Below are 17957 nucleotides of genomic sequence, written 5' to 3'. Positions count from 1 at the left end.
CTTACACTCCTGCCAGGTCGAGTTCATGAGTTGGGCCGGTTTGCTGTGCTTGCCGATTGGCCTTGCTCCGCCAGGCCTGGAACATCAACGCGGACCACAATTCGCGGGAGCGGTTCTGGCCATCAATGTGATCGCGCCAGCAGGCGTCGATCTTCGCGGTGTCCAATACGTCACTGCTTTCGGTTCGCATGTCGGCGAGAAGATCGGTGGCCCAGTTGCGCAGCGGACCCCGCAGCCATCCAGCAATAGGGACATCGAAGCCTTGTTTCGGACGCTCGATCAGGTGCTGCGGGAGATAGCGGCGTAGCAATTGGCGAAGGATCCATTTGCCGGCGCCATCACGAACTTTCATGTTGGATGGCAGCCGCCAGGAGAATTCGACAACGCGGTGGTCAAGGAGAGGACACCGACCCTCAAGGCTGTTGGCCATGGTGGCACGGTCCAGCTTCACCAAGATGTCGCCAGGCAAGTAGCCCGCCATGTCATCGTAGAGAAGACGGGAGAGCAGGTCGTCAAGCGGCGGATCGCCGTAGCCGTAGGTTGGTTCGGTCGGCCGCTGATATCCCAGGTTTTCAGCCTGTGGCCGCGCCAGCCGCTGAAACAATTCGTCTTCATTCGATGCCGTGAGCAGCCGGGCGAGGCGTTCCATTCGGTCGCTCCGGATAAAATGCCTCGCGCTCGCAGAGAGCGGCAGTTTGCCAACGACATCGTCACGTCCGGCGCGTGCGAAAAAACCTGCTCCTGCCGCCAAGGTTCGGCGCAGTTGTCGGGGCAGGCGCAGGTGCCGTTTCAGCCGCTCCGCCATAAAGTGGCGCCCGTATCCTGCGAAGCACTCGTCACCACCGTCGCCCGACAGCGCTACGGTGACGTGCTGACGAGCGAGCCTGGCAACGAGTAAGGTCGGTATTTGTGATTCATCGGCGAAGGGTTCATCCCAGACCTGGGGCAACTCGGGAATGACGTCACGTGCGGCGCTTGGCGAGAGGTGAAGTTCGGAGTGGTCGGTACCCAGATGACGGGCAACGGCCGCTGCATATGGAGCTTCATCAAAGCCGCCCTCTGCGAACGAGATCGTGAAGCTGCGAACCGGCTTGCAGGATTGGGCCTGCATCAAGGCGATCACGGCTGAGCTGTCGATGCCCCCCGACAGGAAGCCGCCCAGAGGCACGTCGGCGATCATGCGTTCCCGCACAGCCAGCCGAAGCCGGTTGTCCAGTTCGTCAATGAGGTCTTCGTCCGTGCCGATGACGGGGTTCCGTCGCCCATCGGCAGCGACGTCAGCCAGCGACCACCAGCGGTGAACGCATCGGGAAAGACGGTCCGCGCTGCGGTCTTCGGCAAAAGTCGCCGCCGTGACGGAAAGGACAGAACCAGGCGGCAGTTTGAACACGCTTCGCCAGATACAGCGATGGTCCGGCACCCATCCCGTCGAAAGCATTGCCGCGGCGGCATCAAGATCAAGGTCGGGAGAAAAGCCCGGAAAGCAATTGATCGCCTTCAGCTCAGAGGCGAAAACCAGCGCATCTCGGATCGATGCGACATAGAGGGGCTTTTTGCCCATTCTGTCGCGGGCCAGATGCAGGGTTCTTGTCTTGAGATCCCACAATGCGAAGACGAACATCCCGGCAAAGCGATTGAGGGCGGCCTCAAGCCCCCAATGCTCGATTGCGCACAGCATCACTTCGGTGTCGCTGGCGCCTTGAAAGGTTTGGCCCGCACTCTCGAGTTCGCAACGCAAATCGCGAAAATTGTATATCTCACCGTTGAAGGTGATCACGTACCGACCGCTGGCGGAATGCATCGGCTGGTGCCCGGCGGCTGACAGATCGACAATTGCCAACCGCCTGTGGCCCAGTGCGATTCCAGCTTCGCGGTCGATCCAGAGCCCTTGGCCGTCCGGCCCCCGGTGACGCAGCGATGCAGTCATCCGCCCGATCGCTCCGAGCGGCTTTATGTCCGCGGCGTCGGAAGCCAATAGAATTCCCGCGATCCCACACATTAGGACACCCTCGGTTCAGCAAGCTGCCGCCGAAGTGCGGTCGGATTTCCGGCAACGAGGCAGAAAGCCAGCGAAAACCACACGATTGGATGGCGGATGATCAGGTGAGGCATGCTGAAGATTATCGTCGAGACACCAAGCACCAGCAGGGCGTCGAATCCTCCTCGCCAGGCGAAGGACATGGCGGCTCCCCCGATCCAGACCAACGCGATGACGGCGAGCAATCCGCCCTGCAGGTAAAGGTCGAGAACGGTATTGTGCGCTTCGAAAGGTCGCTGCAGAAATTGACGGTCGGCGACGGGCGGCCGCTCGAGGTGAGGACCAGGACCCAGTCCCAGCGACCCGGATTTCAATCCTTTTTCCACGGCCTCCTGCCACAAATAGAGCCGGAGTTCGAACGTTTCGATGGTCCCTTCCCCGCCTTCGTCTTTGGTGAGGTTCTTGGCAAAATTGGCGACGCTGGTCTCTTCGGTGAGCGCGTACGGCGTCATTGCAAGCGCTAGAGGCAAGGAACCCGCCAACAGCAGAATTGCCGCCATGCGGGGCATGCTGGCGCGGCCACTCGTTGCTATCCATGCACGAAGCCGCAATCCGATAAAGATGAGGCAGCTCAGGATGCTGGTGTAGAGATAGGTGTCGCTCTTCGTCAGCCGGCCGACATAGAAGGTCAGGAGCAGGCATGAGAATGCAAGCAAACGAGCCCATGGGTTGCGGGTGGTCGTAGCAAGATGCAAAGCCAGTGGGCCAAAAAGCGCGCAATAGAGCGCAAGTTGGTTCGGGTTCTCGGACCAGCCACGGAACCTGTCCCAGAACCAGGGATCGACGCCGGACTGGTGGGCTACCCCAAATGCCAGTCCCAGCTGAATTACGAAGCTCCCGTTGGCGATGGCGATCACCCACCACGCACTGCGGCGAAGGTGACGATCGGCGTCGGGCTCCGCGGCCGCCAAGCATGTGAAGCTTGCCAGCAACACATAGGCCATAACGTCATGTACCAGCCCGGTCAGGTAAAGGACGGTGGTCAGGTAGCCGACGATCGTGCCGATTCCCAAAGCCAGCGACAAGATCAGCCAGAAGCTCGCAAGCTGGACAAAAGCGGGCGTGACCTGGAGACGACCGCCGGCGAGTATTCGTCCAATCGCCAGAACGATCCAGATCGCGATGAACAATTCGCCATAGCCGAGCGGCAATCCCGGAACACCCAGTTGCGTCGCATAAGACATCGCAACTCCCAGGGCGAGCAAGGCGTCCCGGATCATTGATGTGCCCCGCCTCGGTGATTTGCGAGGCCGCCTCCAAGCCCAACGGCAGGGAGCGGTCGCATGTGCCCCGCGCGGAGTGTGTTGTCGTAAAGATCGCAGTACTGGTCGACCACCAGTGGCAGGGCAAATTGCCTCCGGACAAGTTCAACAGAACGGGCGCCCATCGCCTTGGCCGCCGCGCGGTCGGACAGCAAGTCTATCGTTCGCGAGGCGAGGGCATCGGCATCATGCGGCGCAACCAGGTAGCCATTCCATCCGTCTTCGACGATGTCGCTGCAGCCTGGCATCCTTGAGGCCACGATGGGCAGTCCCGCCAGCCCCGCCTCCAGCAATACACGCGGAACCCCCTCACGATACTGAGTGGGAAAGGCGAATACATCGGCCATGCCAAGGAGATCGGCGACATCGCGTCGTGGACCCAAGGCCAGCACATGAGGTGCATGCCGATCGAGCTCCGATTTGTCGATTGCGAATGAGCCCTCGGATTCTCGTGGGCCGACGAGCACAAACCGCGCCGCGGGCCTTGCGGACAGGATGCGAGGGATCGCATTGAGAAGGGTCGCCACGCCTTTCTGGCGCGTCAAACGGCCGACGAAGATCACCACTTCGGCGGACTGAAGGCCGAGGTCCTTTCGCATCTTCGTTGCTGAGGACCCGAGATGGCGCACCGTTGCGAACGCATCGACATCGATTCCGGAACTGCGTATCAGTCGCGAACTTCCGCGGCCGATCAGCCGAAAGCGCTCGAAGAACAGTTGGTCGTCGCGATTTTGGAATACGGTCGCTGCCGTCCAGGAAGACGCAAGCCATTGCAGTGCGCAATAGACCGGGCGCAAGGCCAGGGCTCGAGGCTCCAGCGATGAGAACGTCCACCCCAGTCCGTTGATGGTGCGAATGACCGGAACAGTTCCCCGTACCGAAAGGGGCGTCAACAGATTTGGCTTGGTGTCGAAGCTCTGGATGATGTCAGGCTGAAGCTCCTGCATCAAGCGGCGCATCGTTCGGAGAGTGCGCCATTCCCCGCCTCCGCTTGCAAAGCGGTCGAAGGAGAACCTGTGATGCGAAATGTCATGCCGAAGAAACGGTACGGGAGAACCGCTCGAGACCGCCGTAACGCGAAAGCCTTTCTCTCGCAGCGCGATGAGGAAGGGAACTCTCAAGGCGTGATCCTCGCCTCCCACGCAGACCAGGTGCGGGTTCATCTGCCTCTCCCAAGCGCACATGGCCGATTGGCTCTCGATGCTGCCATGGCCCGGTTTCATCACCTCTGAGCGCATGCCGCCCGAGTGCACGCTAGGGGGACACCAGGTGCCTGTCCTCGTCCGTTTGAATGACACAAGGGATGTTTGGAAGGGTAGCGACCAGCGAGGCGAGATTCCCTCGCGATTGCCGGAGCGTTCATGCGACTCGTGTCTTGCGGGATGAGCGCGGTGCTTGCCTGAGCCGGTACGGGTGGCTGGTCTGCATCACCTTGGTTGTCCAAGGTTTTCGAGTGTCCAATTGCGGCGGCGCGGTGCCTGAGCTCCGCGGTTCGCTGATGGCAAAAAATCTTTGACGCGTGGTTGCGCTGGGCCGTCAAGTCGGCCCTCGGCCTGCGTGGCCGGTCTTCAGGACGGAACCGGCACGTCAGCTGTTGGTCCACTCATCCGGAACATCTGTCGGCGAGGCCAGGGGCCTCGCCGACTTCTTAGAGCATTTCTTCGCTGGGCTGGTTCAGGTGACCAGGAAAGACGATGCGGTAATCGACAGATGCGGAGAGAGGCTCGCGAAATGGATCTGGTTTGCGCCTCCGACGCCGTCGCTGTCGAAAGAAAGAGCTCCCGTCGAACTGTTGTAGACAATGTGATCGGAACTGTCATGCGCGGCTTTGCCGGCAAAGAAAGCGTCCGACGAGAGGCCCCCCTGATCGAGACCGGCAAAGATGGAATGATCGAGGTGGATTTTGTCCTGGGCTTTGTTGAAATCAGTGATCCTGTCGACAGTTCCGTCGCCAAGAGCGGTACTGAAAACGAAGACATCACTGCCGCGGCCGCCGGTCAAAGTATCGGCTCCACCGCCGCCGTCGATCTTGTTGGCGCCGGCGTTGCCTTTGACGGTTTGAGCGAACTCATTGCCCGTCAGGTCGATCGCGGCCTTGCTGGACGCCTTGCTGGTCGCGAGTTGTTCGATGTGCGAGCCAGCCGATAGGGCGAAACTCACAGAGGCGAGGACTTTATCGATGCCGCTGCCCTTCTGCTCCACCACCTTGTCGTGAGCATTGTCGACGTAATAGGTGTCATTGCCGCCATAGCCGGTCATCTTGTCGGCGCCACCGCCACCATTGATCTTGTTGGCGCCGCCATTCCCATAGATAGCTTGATCGAATTCGTTGCCGGTCAAGTTGATGGACCCCCTGCCACCCGAACTGGCGGTGGAGAGCTGCTCGATATGTGAGCCCGCCGTAAGAGCGTAACTCACCGAGGCCGCGACCTTGTCGAACCCCCCGCTTGGCGCTTCCATCACCTTGTCATGGGCATTGTTGACGAGATATTTGTCATTGCCCGTGGTCGCGTGAAAAACGTCTGCGCCGCGCGTGCCATGGAAGACATGATCGCTGTCCGACGGGGCCGGCGCGGCCGGAACTGGAGCGGCGGCGTCTGTCGGAGGCGTGGCCGGAGCAGGGGCGGCGACGTCGGTTGGAGGCGGGGTCGTGGTATCGATCGGATCGGTTACTGGGGGGGCGGCCGAGCCACCGGTGCTTTGGAGATTGTGCTGTTGGAACAAAGCCTGCAACTCCGGCGAATTTTCCAGAGCTGTGTCACCGTTCTGCGAGCCCCAGGCATAGGCATAATCGAAGGCAGGCGACGGAACCAGTGCTGCCCAATGATCTATCATCGTTTGCATCTGTTCCGGCGTCGGCATCTGATGCTTCCCGCCCGTGTCGGTCGTCCAGTTGCCACCGCCAAAAGTCTGATAGACTGGAATGATTTTGTCGATCGGGATGCCGGACTTGACGGCCGCAGCCACGGCCCTGTCGATCATGTTGTAGTCGACCGTGCTCACGTCATCGCGCACCGGGTAGGGGTCCAACCCATAGTAGTCGATGCCGGTATTTGCCGGATTATACGTGTTGGAAAAATCCGGGTTTGTTGGAGAGCCCATATTCATCATGGTGATGAACGTCTTGGCGCCTGGAAAATGGGAATGGATCCAGTCCGACTCCGCCTTCAGGGTTTCGGCACTTGCATATGTGCCCCATCTGCCGGTGGGATCTGGCTCGTCCATCAGGAAGAACCCGAACACCTTGGGATTGTTGAGAAAGGGCGTAACTTGTTCGATGAAAGAGGAGGTGACGCCGTCGTGGGCGCTGAGATAGACGAGGCCTTTCATGCCGTCCGGCAAAGCATTGACCTGCGAGAGATATTGAACATCGACCAGGTTGAACCCGGCGGTTGCGACTTCGGTGGCTGATCCACCGGACGCATAATGGAGTGTCATCCAATGATCCTTTGGTTGATTCGACTTATGCCCCGCGTCTGCTTAGGTGATTGCTACATTAGGATGAAATCAAATACGAAACACAACGGGATAGAATGTTTGATTGATCTAAGTTGTTGCTCAGTAGCAGGTATTTTGCTCAGCCGACCGTGGCACCTTTGAAAGTGTTTGGGAGCAAGGACATACGCCTCTTTTGCTGGCTCCGTTCTGACCAATTCCTTTAGCGAAAATCGTCATTTTTCGGGAAGTTATCCCCAGACAGGGAGACGTCGGCCGTCGCGTTTCGCTGGTTCACGCCACGAATCGGCTGCATTTTCCTCAAAGTCGACGTATGTAAGCAGAGCGTAATAAGGGGGGCGACGGATAGCGGCTGCTATGCGCACTAAGAAAGGTTTGAGCCATTACAACTTACGGAAGTAACGGCGCGGCAGTGTCGCGCGAACGACCGCTGGTCATGAAAACATCGGGGGCCGGTTCTCCCGAGCTCCGTTCCGCTATTCTCGCCTGCATGCCTGGGCTGCTTGGCGTGGCGCTGTTCTCGGCAGTGATAAACATTCTCGCTCTGACCGGTTCGGTCTATATGTTGCAGATCTACGATCGCGTTCTGCCGTCGCAGAGCGTTCCGACCCTGGTGGGGTTCACGATCGGAATGCTGGGCCTGTATGCCGTATACGGGCTTCTGGATTTCGTGCGGCTTCGCGTGTTGGTCCGCATCGGCAGCCGGCTCTATAGGAATTTGCAGCAAAAGGTGTTCTCCATCTCCCTGTCCCTGCCGCTCAAGGCAGGGCGTGATGCGGACCGTCTGCAGCCTTTGCACGATCTTGACCGACTGCGCGGCTTTCTCTCCGGAACGGGACCCACGGTCATCTTCGACGCCCCGTGGATCCCCTTTTATCTGCTGATCATTTATTTGCTCCATCCTTCGCTCGGCCTGCTGGCGACGGTCGGTGCGATCGCCGTGGTCCTCTTAACAGCGATTGCGGAAGTGTTTAGCCGAGGCCCCGCCGCGCGTGCCTCGGAGGAGCTGCTGTCGCAGCGGGCGCTTGCCGATTCCGGCCGCCGCAACGCCGAAGTCGTTCACGCAATGGGGCTTTCTGGTCGACTGGCTCGACGCTGGAGCGACGTCAGCCGAGCCTATCTCGCCCAGCAGGAACGTCTCTCGGACGTCGTTGGTGGCGCCAGTTCGCTGTCGAAGGCCCTGCGGATGGCGTTGCAGTCCTGTGTTCTCGGTCTCGGCGCTTACCTGGTGATCGGCGGCGAGGCTTCACCTGGGGTGATCATCGCATCTTCCATTTTGCTTGGCCGCGCCTTGGCCCCGGTCGATGCTGCGATCGCAAACTGGAGAGGCTTTCTGTCGGCCCGGCGCAGCTATTCCGAGCTGGCGGCGGTCATGGCGGCATTCGGCCGCCAGGACGAGCCAATGGAGTTGCCTCGGCCGCAGGCGCGGTTTGCGGTCGAGCAATTGACCATTGCGCCGCCCGGCTTGCCAAAGCCAACCGTGGTCAATGTGAGCTTCCATCTGTCGAGAGGCGCTGGGATGGCCGTAATCGGCCCAAGCGGTTCCGGCAAGACAACTTTGGTGCGTTCGTTGGTCGGGGTGTGGAAGCCGCTCCATGGCTCGGTGAGATTGGACGGCGCCTCTCTCGATCAATGGAACTCGGAACAACTCGGCGCCCATATCGGCTACATGCCGCAGGATGTGGAGTTGTTTGACGGCACGGTAGCAGACAACATTTCGAGGTTCCGAGGCAAGACGGATCCAAAAGGCGTCCTTGCGGCGGCAAGAGCAGCCGGCGTCGAGAAAATGATAATGCAACTCCCCCAGGGATTTCAGACCCGCATCGGCGAGGGCGGAGCGGCCCTGTCGGCAGGGCAGAGGCAACTCGTGGGTCTCGCCCGAGCACTTTATGGCGAGCCGTTTCTTGTCGTGCTCGACGAACCGAACTCGAACCTCGACGTGGACGGGGACGCTGCCCTGGCCGGCGCCATACGGGCAGTGCGTCAGCGCGGAGGCATCGTCATTGTCGTTGCGCATCGTCCCTCAGCTCTCGCCAACATCGATCAGGTACTGGTTATGTCGAATGGGACGGTTCATGCCTTTGGCTCGCGCGAAGAGGTCTTGGCGAACGTGCTCCGACCGTCACCGCCTGTTCCACCTCGGCCATCTTCTTTGGCGCCGATACCGGGGGTTGCCGGGCATGCATGAGGCTCTGCTCGAAACATTCGTCACCTTCTCGTCGTATGCTCGGACCCTTCGTGGCAGCAAACCGCCTGCCGTGAGCGCGCCAGATCTGTCGGACGGTATACGGGCCAACCTGATATTCGGCTTGGCGATTACCGGTCTGCTGGTTCTTGGCGGTGGTCTGTGGCTGGGGTTGACCAACATCGCCGGCGCTGTGGTTGCACCAGCCACCGTGGTGGTGGAAACCAACGTCAAGAAGGTCCAGCATCAAACCGGAGGCACAGTGGGCGGGATCTTCGCGCAGGACGGAGATCATGTACGAGCCGGCGACGTGCTGGTCAGACTGGATGACACGCTGCCTCGTGCGAACCTGCAAATCATCAGTGAGGATCTCGATCGCGCGACCGTCCGCCTCGCCCGGTTGGAGGCCGAGCGCACGGGCCTGGCGGAAATGCAGCTGCCGGCCGGCCTGAAGGCGCGAATGAACCAGCCGGAGCTGGCTGCGCTCGTCAATGGCGAGCGCGCTCTCTTTGAAACGCGCGCTTCGGCTTTGGCTGGACAGAAGGCACAGTTGAGAAGCCAATCCCAGCAACTTGAACGTCAGATCGACGGCCTTAAGGCGCAACAGAGCGCGGTGGATGAATCGGTTGCTCTGCTGAACAAGGATTTCGCGGACGTTGATTCCCTCTACGCCAAAAAACTCGTCTCCAAGGAGAGGCTAAGCAACATCAAGCTGGATGCCACCCGGGCCAGGGGAGAATCGGGGCGCCTCGCTGCAGCAGTAGCTGAAGCGCAGGCGCGCATCAGCGAAACGGGGTTGCAGATGCTGCAACTGGATGACCAAAGGCGCACTGACGTGACGACCGAACTCCGCGAGACGGAAGCTAAGCAGACCGAACTCAACGAACGGAGGATTGTGGCCCAGGATGAATTGACCAAGACAACGATCCGCGCGCCGCAGTCCGGAACGATACAGGAATCGGCTGTCCATACCGTCGGCGGCGTTATCGCGCCTGGCGAGATGCTCATGACCATCGTACCTGATGCCGATGATCTTGTGGTGGACGCGCTGATCCCGCCGTCGCGGGTCGACGACGTCCGCCCGGGGCAGCCGGTATCGATCCGTTTTCCGGCGTTCGACGTGGGAACCACTCCGGTCTGCCAAGGGTCAGTGAAACACATCTCGGCAGATCTGATTAAAGATCCGCAACGTCAGCTTTCCTATTTCTCGGCGCGTATCAAGGTTGAAAGCAAATCGAACTGCCTGACCGAAGCGAAGGTGCTGAGGCCAGGTATGCCCGCCGAGGTTCATATCCGCACCGATGAACGCAATGTCTGGTCCTATCTGTTGAAACCCTTTGTGGACCAGATGTCCAAGGCGTTTACGCAGTGATGGCGAGGTGGAGGAGGGAGAGCCAATAGGATATCGGGATTTCTGGCGGCCCGACGGCTTTTGGGGGCGGGCGGCCGTCGAGCCTAACCGGCGACGCGGGGATGAAGCGCCTCCGGCTGGAGGAAACATGCGCGTTATGTGACGCCACCGCATCATTCGAATAGCGAGGCCGGATTACCGCCCCCAGACGACGGCATTCTCGTGCCGTTTGATGATGTGCTTCAGATTCTCGAAGGCGGTCGTGACGTGGCCGGCGAAGCGCTCTGCCGCGGGCGAGCGTGGCCCGCTGACCCGGCGCAGGATTCCAAGCGAGCGGCTGGGCTGCGGAATTTCATAGGGTAGCACCGTCACCCGGTTTTCCTTGCGCTGCGCGAAGACCACGGAGAATGGCAGCACCGCCAGCGCATCGGTTTCGGCAAGGAAGTTGATCACGCTCATCAGCGAGCCTCCCGAATAGCGGACGTTGAGGTCCGACATGCCGATGCTCATCAGGATCATCTGCAGGTCCGACATCAGCGGAGAGCCGGGTAGGGGGGCAACCCAGGGAAAGCTGGTCAGGTCATGCGCCCTGAGGCGGCGATTTCGCAGCAGGGGATGGTCGGGCCGGCAAGCCACGACGTTGCGTCCGGGCAGGATTTCCGTGAATTCGAAGCCGGGTCCCAGGTCTAGCACGCCGATCGGCACGATCCCGAGATCGATCTGGTTGCTCTCCAGCGCCGCGACCATCTCGGGCAGGTTCATGTAGCTTTGCTGGACGGTGACCTCGGGCTCGAGCTTCTGGAATTCTCCGATCATCCGGCTGATCATCGCATCCATGAAGAAAGGCACGCCGCCGACACGGACGACGCCCTTGGTGCCTTTCATGAAGCCCTGCACCGCATCCGACGCCTTGCGCGACGCGGTGATCATCGTGCGGCCCTGCGCCGCCAGCTGGAAGCCGAGCGGTGTCGCCTGCAGGGGCCGGCGACCCTTGAGGAAAAGCGGCTCGCCCACCCGTGCCTCCAGCATGGCCAGCGATCGACTGACTGCCGGCTGGGTCAGGCCCAGCATAGCGGCTCCTTCCGACACGCCGCCTGCATCCAGCACCGCAGCGAGCTGCATGAGGTGGCGCTCGTTCAGCTTCATAGCAAAACGCTATACAAGGGACGCCACATCTCATCAAGCATCGCGTCGGGCCGTGCTATCCCGCTTGGCAAGGGGAAGGGAGGCCCCGGCGGAATGCACGGCCAGCACGACCCGAAGCGAGATGAATTCCCCAAGGCGATCTCGACGCAGGCCGAGGAATTCTCACGGCGCCTGACGGCAATGGGCCAGTCCCGCCTGGCGGCGGCGGCACAGGCAGCCGTCGACGGTTTGCACGCGCTGATCGTCGAGTTGCGCCCCTCCGGCGAGGAATTCCGGCAGGCGATCGATTTTCTGACCGAGGTTGGCCACTACGCCGATGCGCGGCGCCAGGAATGGGTGCTGTTCGCCGACGTCCTGGGCGTGTCTTCGCTGATCGAGGATCAGAACAGCCCGCGCCCTGTTGGGGCGACCCCAAACACCCTGGCCGGCCCCTTCTACCGGGCCGACGTGCCGGAGATGCCGCTCGGCGCGAACATCTCGCGCGATCACAAGGGTGAGCCGCTGGAAGTTGCCGGCCGGATCGTCGCGCTCGACGGCGCGGGGATCGGCGATACGATGGTCGAGATATGGCAGGCCAATGCCGAGGGTCTCTACGAGAACCAGGAACCTGATAAGCAGCCTGAATTCAATCTGCGCGGGCGCTTCCGTACCGATCCGCAGGGGCGGTTCCGCTTCACGACGGTGAAGCCGAAGGGCTACACGCTGCCGTCGGACGGCCCAGTCGGCCAATTGATGTCGGCGCTTGGCCTTGGCCTCGAGCGGCCGGCCCACATCCATTTTCGCGTCTCGGCGGAGGGCTTCGAAACGCTGACGACCCACATCTTCGACCGGTCGGACCCCGCGATCGGCCGGGATGCGATCTTCGGGGTCAAGCCCGAACTCATGGCCGAGTTCCGCGCGCTGCCGCCCAACGGAGGAAAACGGAAGCACGCGCTCGACCTCAACCTCGTGCTCTGTCCGCAGCGGCGGGGCGAAACCGAAACCTCTGGGAGGAGATGACCGATGGCACGTGTCAGCGGCTACCACCATTTGACGCTCTCGACGGACAGCGCTCAGGAAGATTTTGATTTCTATACCAAGGCACTGGGCCTGCATTCGGTCAAGCGCACCGTCTTGTTCGACGGCGTCATCCCGGTCTATCACCTCTATTACGGCTCGCCCAACGGCGATGCCTCGACGATCATCACCACCTTCCCGTTCCGCAAGCCAGGCGTCTATGGCCGCCGCGGATCCAACCAGTCGCGTACCATCATGCAGTCGATCCCCAAGGGGGCCGTGGATTTCTGGGTCGACCGGTTGAACGCGCGCGGCATCGAGGCCATCAAGATCACTCGTTTTGGCGCCGACCGTGCGGCTTTCGCACATCCCTGCGGCATCCCGCATGAGCTGGTGGAAAGCGACAGGGATCCACGCGCGCCCATCGCCAACGAAACGCAGGGCATCGGCAAGGCCCACGGCATCAAGGGAATCTACGGCGCCGTGGTGGCGGTGATGGACCGCACCGCCATGGACGACTTCCTGACCATCGCATTGCCGATGGAGAAAGAGGCCGATGACCACGAGGGGCTTGTGTTCCGCGTGCCGGACGCGGCCGGCGTCGCGCAGCGCGTGGAGGTCATTGTCGATCGCGACAGCCCGCAGGGCACCTGGACGCTGGCTGGCGGCACCATCCACCATCTAGCCCTCAACACCGGCGACGAAGAGAACCAGCTGAAACTGCGCGCCCATATAGAGGGCCTCGGCTTCACCGATATATCGGAGCAGAAGGACCGCAACTACTTCAAGTCCTGCTATGTCCGCTCGCCCGGAGGCGCGCTGTTCGAAATTGCCTGGACCACGCCGGAAGGCTGGGCCAAGGATGAGCCTCCGGGCCAGATCGGCAAGACGCTGGTCTTCCCGCCGTGGTTCAAGGACCGCGAGAGCGAATTGCAGGCCGGCCTGGAAGAGGCGGATTTCACGTGAGTTCAGGCAGCGGTCCGCTCCGGCTTGGGCCAAGAGGCCCGGAGGCGAAGGCGATCTGCGTCTTCGTCCACGGCCGCGGCCAATCGCCCGAAGAGATGCAGTCGCATGTGCTGTCGCGGCTTTCCGCGTCCGCCGTGGCCTTCATCCTGCCGCGTGCACCGCACGGCATCTGGTGGGAGGCGCGTGCCGTCGATCCGTTGACGCCGGTCGCCCGCGCGCAGCTTTCGGATGCGCTCGACCACCTTGCGGCCGCAATGGTCGCGGCGCGGGCCGAACTGCCCGGACTGCCGCTTCTTCTCGCGGGCTTCTCGCAAGGGGCGTGTCTCTCGATCGAGTATCTCTGCGCGGGGCTGCCGCCGCCGGACGCTTTGGCGGCCTTCACGGGCTGCCGTGTCGGCGTTCCGGCGGACGAAAGATCCGAGGCGGCGCCGGCCGGAATGCCGATCTATCTTTCCGGTGGCGATGCTGATCCCTGGATTCCGGTCTCGGCGTTTGCCGATGCCGCGCAATCGCTGGGCCGGTTTGGCGCGAGCCTGCGGGCCGATCTGTTCCCGGGCCGCGGCCATGAGGTCTCGGACGCCGAGATCGCCATGCTGGGCACGATCCTCGACGACCTCGCGGCCGGGCGTGGCCCGCGCATGGAGGCGGCGCGATGATGGACAGCTTCACCTTTCCTGGCCTGACGACACGGGTGGTCTTCGGTGCCGGCAGCATGGCTCGCGTCGAAGAGGAAGTCCGGCGGCTCGGCCATGACAAGGTGATGGTGCTGTCGACATCGCATCAGAAGGGCGATGCGGAAAGACTGGCCGCAAGCCTTGGTGGCCTCGCGGCCGGGATCTTTGCCGGCGCGGTCATGCATACCCCTGTCGAGGTCACGGAAAAGGCCGTCGATGCCTTCCGCAGCAGCGGCGCTTCGGCGGTCGTCAGTCTTGGCGGCGGCTCGACCACCGGGCTCGGCAAGGCCATTGCCGTGCGCACCGGCGCCGACCAGGTGGTCATTCCCACCACCTATGCCGGCTCGGAAATGACTGACATCCTCGGCGAGACGGCGGCCGGTGAGAAGACCACCCGCCGCTCGCCGGACATCCGCCCCGAGACGGTGATCTACGACGTCGATCTGACATTGAGTCTGCCGGTAGGTCTCACCGTGACCTCGGCGATGAACGCGATCGCTCATGCGATGGAGGCCTTCTATGCCCCCGATCGCAACCCGGTGATCGTGCTGATGTGCAGGGATGCCATGATTGCCTTCAAGGACGGCATTCCAAGGCTGATCGGCGACCCGCAGGATCGCGCGGCGCGGACGCAGGCGCTCTATGCGGCGTGGTGCTGCTCGACCGCACTCGGCTATGTCTCGATGGCGCTGCATCACAAGCTGGCGCATGTCTTCGGCGGCTCGTTCGATACGCCGCATGCCGAAACCCACGCCATCCTGCTGCCCTACACGACCGCCTTCAACGAAGCGGCAGTGCCCGATCTGCTGCGCCCCATCGCCGAGGCATTCGGCGGCGGCTCGGCGGGCGGCGGGCTCTGGGATTTCGCACAGTCGGTCGGCTCTCCGCTGAGCTTGAAGGCGATCGGCATCGAGGAGACCGATCTCGACCGCGCGGCGGCGATCGCGGTCAAGAATGCCTATGCCAATCCGAGGCCAATCGATCCGGGATCGATAAGGGAACTCCTTCAGGTGGCGTGGGAGGGACGCCGTCCGGGGGCTTGAGAATAAAACAAGAGGGAGGAACTACAGTGATCACAAGACGCAGCCTACTGAAAGCCTCGGCGGCGACAGGCCTGGCGCTGGCCGGTTCGCGCCTGGCGACGCCGGCCATCGCGCAAGGCGCCAAGATCCGCCTGGGCTATGTTTCGCCGCAGACCGGGCCGCTTGCCGGCTTCGCGGAGAGCGATGCCTACAACATCAAGGCCTTCCTCGCTTCCGAGGCGGGCAAGAACTTCGAGGTCATCGTCAAGGACAGCCAGTCGAATCCCAATCGCGCGGCCGAGGTGGCGAAGAGCTTGATCGTCGATGACGAGATCAACCTGATGCTCGTCGGCTCGACACCCGAGAACACCAACCCTGTGGCCACCACCTGCGAGGCGGAGGGCGTGCCGGTCATCTCGACGATGGCGCCGTGGCAGCCCTGGTTCATCGGCCAGCAGGGCAATCCGGCCGATCCGGCCTCGTGGAAGCCTTTCAACTTCGCCTATCATTATTTCTGGGGTCTCGAAGACATCATCGCCGTCTACACCGGCATGTGGAAACAGCTTTCCACCAACGGCAAGGTGGGCGGGCTGTTCCCCAACGATGCCGACGGCAATGCCTGGGGCGACCCGAAGAATGGATTGAAGCCCGGCCTCGATGCCGCCGGCTTCAGCCTTGCCGATCCTGGCCGCTATCAGAACCTTTCGGACGATTTCACCGCGCAGGTCAACGCCTTCAAAGCCGCCAATGCCGAGATCGTTACCGGGGTGGTCATTCCCCCCGACTTCACCACCTTCTGGAACCAGGCCCGCCAGCAGGGCTTCAACCCCAAGGCGGTGACGGTCGCCAAGGCGATCCTTTTTCCGCAATCGGTCGAGACGCTCGGCGATGCTGGCCACAACCTCTCGTCCGAGGTCTGGTGGTCGGCCTCGCATCCGTTCAAATCGTCGCTGACGGGCGAGAGTTCGGCCGAACTCGCTGCGGATTTCACCGCCAAGACCGGCCGTCCCTGGACCCAGCCGATCGGTTTTGTCCATTCGCTGTTCGAGGTGGCGGCCAATGTCATGGGCCGCGTGTCGGATCCAACCAATGCCGAGGCGATCGCGGCGGCGATAGCGGCCACCGACATGACGACGGTGGTGGGCAAAGTGGCCTGGAGCGGTGCGGGATTGCCACCTTTCGCCGCGAAGAACGTCTGCAAGACACCGCTCGTTGGCGGGCAGTGGCGCAAGAAGGCCGGTGGCGGCTTCGATCTGGTGATCGTCGAAAACGCCGGCGCCTCCGAGATACCCACCGCCGGCAAGATGGAAGCCCTGGCCTGACGCTGCCGAGGGCGGCTGATACCGCCGCCCTCGTTCGGCGCGACCCAAGGATGATAGTGATGATACTCAGGCTGGAAAACGTTTCGAAGTCCTTCGGCGCCCTGAAGGTTGCGGATTCCGTGACCGTCAGCGTGCCGCGCGGCGAAGCGCTGGGCATTATCGGCCCGAACGGCGCGGGAAAATCGACGCTCTTCAACCTGATCACCGGCAATCTGTTTGCCAATGAGGGGCGCATCGAATTGCTCGGCCGCGACGTGACCCGTGCTCCGGCGATGGAGCGGGTGCGCATGGGCGTTGGCCGCAGCTTCCAGATTCCGCAGCCTTTCGAGGGGCTGACCGTGTTCGAAAATCTCTTGACCGCTGCCGCTTTCGGCCGCGGCGGACGCGAGGCCGAGATGGTCGACGATTGCGCTGGTATCCTCGAGGAGACGGAGCTTCTCAGGAAGGCCAATTTCGTGGCCGGCTCGCTGAGCCTTCTCGACCGCAAGCGCCTCGAACTCGCCCGCGCCCTGGCGACAGGCCCTGAGCTTCTGCTTCTGGACGAGATCGCCGGCGGTCTGACGGAGGGCGAATGCAAGGCCCTGGTCGCGACGATCAAGGCGATCCACGCCAGGGGCACGACAATCATCTGGATCGAGCATGTGCTGCACGCCCTGAATTCGGTGGTAGAGCGGCTTCTCGTGCTGGATTTCGGGCGTGTGATCGGGATCGGTGCGCCTGATGAGATCATGGCCTCGAAGGCGGTTCGCGAAATCTATCTGGGGCTCGAGGTCTGATGCTGGAAACGCGTGGCCTCACCGCGAATTACGGCCAGTTCCGGGCGCTGTTCGGTGTGGATATCAGCGTGGCCGCGGGCGAATGCGTGGCGATTATCGGCGCCAATGGCGCCGGAAAATCCACGCTGATGCGCTCGATCACGGGCGTGATCGGCAACGAGCCCGGTATGGTGCTGCACAGAGGCGAGTCGATCGGCGCGCTGTCGTCGGCCGAGATCATGAAGCGCGGTATCGCCATGGTGCCGGAGGGGCGCCGACTGTTCCCTTCGCTGACTGTCGAGGAAAACCTGCTGGTCGGCGGGCAGGCGCGCAAGGTGCCGGGGCCGTGGAACCTCGACGCGGTCTATGATCTTTTTCCGATCCTGCGCGAGCGGCGCAAGAGCCCCGGCACAGCGCTCTCGGGCGGCCAGCAGCAGATGGTGGCGATCGGCCGGGCGCTGATGTCGAACCCCGAATTGCTGCTCTGCGACGAGATCAGCCTCGGCCTCGCGCCCGTCGTCATCCGCGACATCTACGCAGCCCTTCCCAGGATCCGCGAAGGCGGCGCCGCGATCGTGCTGGTGGAGCAGGATATCGGCAAGGCGCTGGCGGTCGCCGACCGTGTCTACTGCATGATGGAGGGCCGCGTCACGCTGGCCGCCAGGGCGGCCGAGGTCAAGCGCGAAGACATCCATTCTGCCTATTTCGGAGTGGCGGCATGATCCGGAAACCGAGGCTCCGTCATCTGCTCGCGCAGCGCTCTTGTGGCCTGATCGAGGTGGCG

14 protein-coding genes are annotated in these 17957 nt (G+C 62.2%); 9 read left to right on the top strand and 5 right to left on the bottom strand.

Annotated features, from left to right (window positions below):
• Nucleotide 1 precedes the first annotated feature (1 nt).
• The 4 genes from asnB to EN906_RS00115 all read right to left on the bottom strand — a co-directional run bounded on the left by asnB (nt 2) and on the right by EN906_RS00115 (nt 6630).
• Nucleotides 2-1999 carry an asparagine synthase (glutamine-hydrolyzing) gene (gene asnB / locus EN906_RS00130; protein WP_127269810.1) on the bottom strand — a complete coding sequence of 666 codons (1998 nt, stop codon included), beginning with the start codon at nt 1997-1999 and terminating at the stop codon, nt 2-4.
• Nucleotides 1999-3222, bottom strand: a complete 1224-nt coding sequence (locus tag EN906_RS00125) for an O-antigen ligase family protein (protein ID WP_245465054.1) — start codon at nt 3220-3222, stop codon at nt 1999-2001. The genes asnB and EN906_RS00125 overlap by 1 nt, the downstream gene beginning before the upstream one ends.
• 32 nt (nt 3223-3254) lie before the next feature.
• A complete protein-coding gene (locus tag EN906_RS00120) occupies nt 3255-4463 on the bottom strand; it encodes a glycosyltransferase family 4 protein (RefSeq protein WP_127266447.1) in 1209 nt (402 codons plus the stop codon).
• A gap of 511 nt (nt 4464-4974) precedes the next feature.
• On the bottom strand, nt 4975-6630 hold the full coding sequence (locus tag EN906_RS00115) for a calcium-binding protein (RefSeq protein ID WP_245484136.1): 1656 nt from the start codon (nt 6628-6630) through the stop codon (nt 4975-4977).
• A 562-nt stretch (nt 6631-7192) separates the two neighbouring features.
• On the opposite strand from EN906_RS00115, the gene EN906_RS00110 reads away from it, so the two are divergent.
• A complete protein-coding gene (locus EN906_RS00110; protein WP_164748771.1) occupies nt 7193-8944 on the top strand; it encodes a type I secretion system permease/ATPase in 1752 nt (583 codons plus the stop codon).
• On the top strand, nt 8937-10313 hold the full coding sequence (locus tag EN906_RS00105; RefSeq protein WP_127266444.1) for an HlyD family type I secretion periplasmic adaptor subunit: 1377 nt from the start codon (nt 8937-8939) through the stop codon (nt 10311-10313). Before EN906_RS00110 ends, EN906_RS00105 begins: the two co-directional genes overlap by 8 nt.
• 174 nt (nt 10314-10487) lie before the next feature.
• Here the strand turns inward: EN906_RS00105 and EN906_RS00100 are convergent, their stop codons facing one another.
• The gene (locus EN906_RS00100) at nt 10488-11438 is read right to left on the bottom strand and encodes a LysR family transcriptional regulator (protein WP_127269808.1); all 951 of its coding nucleotides are present in this window, start codon (nt 11436-11438) and stop codon (nt 10488-10490) included.
• A gap of 93 nt (nt 11439-11531) precedes the next feature.
• On the opposite strand from EN906_RS00100, the gene EN906_RS00095 reads away from it, so the two are divergent.
• The 7 genes from EN906_RS00095 to EN906_RS00065 are packed head-to-tail and all read left to right on the top strand — an operon-like array spanning nt 11532 to nt 17895.
• The gene (locus EN906_RS00095) at nt 11532-12437 is read left to right on the top strand and encodes a dioxygenase (protein WP_127266442.1); all 906 of its coding nucleotides are present in this window, start codon (nt 11532-11534) and stop codon (nt 12435-12437) included.
• A gap of 3 nt (nt 12438-12440) precedes the next feature.
• Complete coding sequence (locus EN906_RS00090) at nt 12441-13400, top strand: VOC family protein (RefSeq protein WP_127266441.1); 960 nt, start codon at nt 12441-12443, stop codon at nt 13398-13400.
• Nucleotides 13340-14056: a dienelactone hydrolase family protein gene (locus EN906_RS00085; RefSeq protein ID WP_335930785.1), complete on the top strand. Its 717-nt coding sequence runs from the start codon at nt 13340-13342 to the stop codon at nt 14054-14056. The genes EN906_RS00090 and EN906_RS00085 overlap by 61 nt, the downstream gene beginning before the upstream one ends.
• Nucleotides 14056-15117, top strand: coding sequence for a maleylacetate reductase (locus EN906_RS00080; RefSeq protein WP_236383217.1), 1062 nt, complete (start codon nt 14056-14058; stop codon nt 15115-15117). The genes EN906_RS00085 and EN906_RS00080 overlap by 1 nt, the downstream gene beginning before the upstream one ends.
• A 26-nt stretch (nt 15118-15143) precedes the next feature.
• Complete coding sequence (locus EN906_RS00075) at nt 15144-16418, top strand: ABC transporter substrate-binding protein (RefSeq protein ID WP_127266438.1); 1275 nt, start codon at nt 15144-15146, stop codon at nt 16416-16418.
• A 59-nt stretch (nt 16419-16477) separates the two neighbouring features.
• Complete coding sequence (locus EN906_RS00070) at nt 16478-17194, top strand: ABC transporter ATP-binding protein (protein WP_127266437.1); 717 nt, start codon at nt 16478-16480, stop codon at nt 17192-17194.
• On the top strand, nt 17194-17895 hold the full coding sequence (locus EN906_RS00065; RefSeq protein ID WP_127266436.1) for an ABC transporter ATP-binding protein: 702 nt from the start codon (nt 17194-17196) through the stop codon (nt 17893-17895). The genes EN906_RS00070 and EN906_RS00065 overlap by 1 nt, the downstream gene beginning before the upstream one ends.
• Nucleotides 17896-17957 lie beyond the last annotated feature (62 nt).

Origin of the sequence: Mesorhizobium sp. M7A.F.Ca.CA.004.06.1.1, assembly GCF_003999135.1 — a bacterium.
Classification (GTDB): Bacteria; Pseudomonadota; Alphaproteobacteria; order Rhizobiales; family Rhizobiaceae; genus Mesorhizobium.
This window is presented reverse-complemented; position numbering and strand designations above follow the sequence as displayed.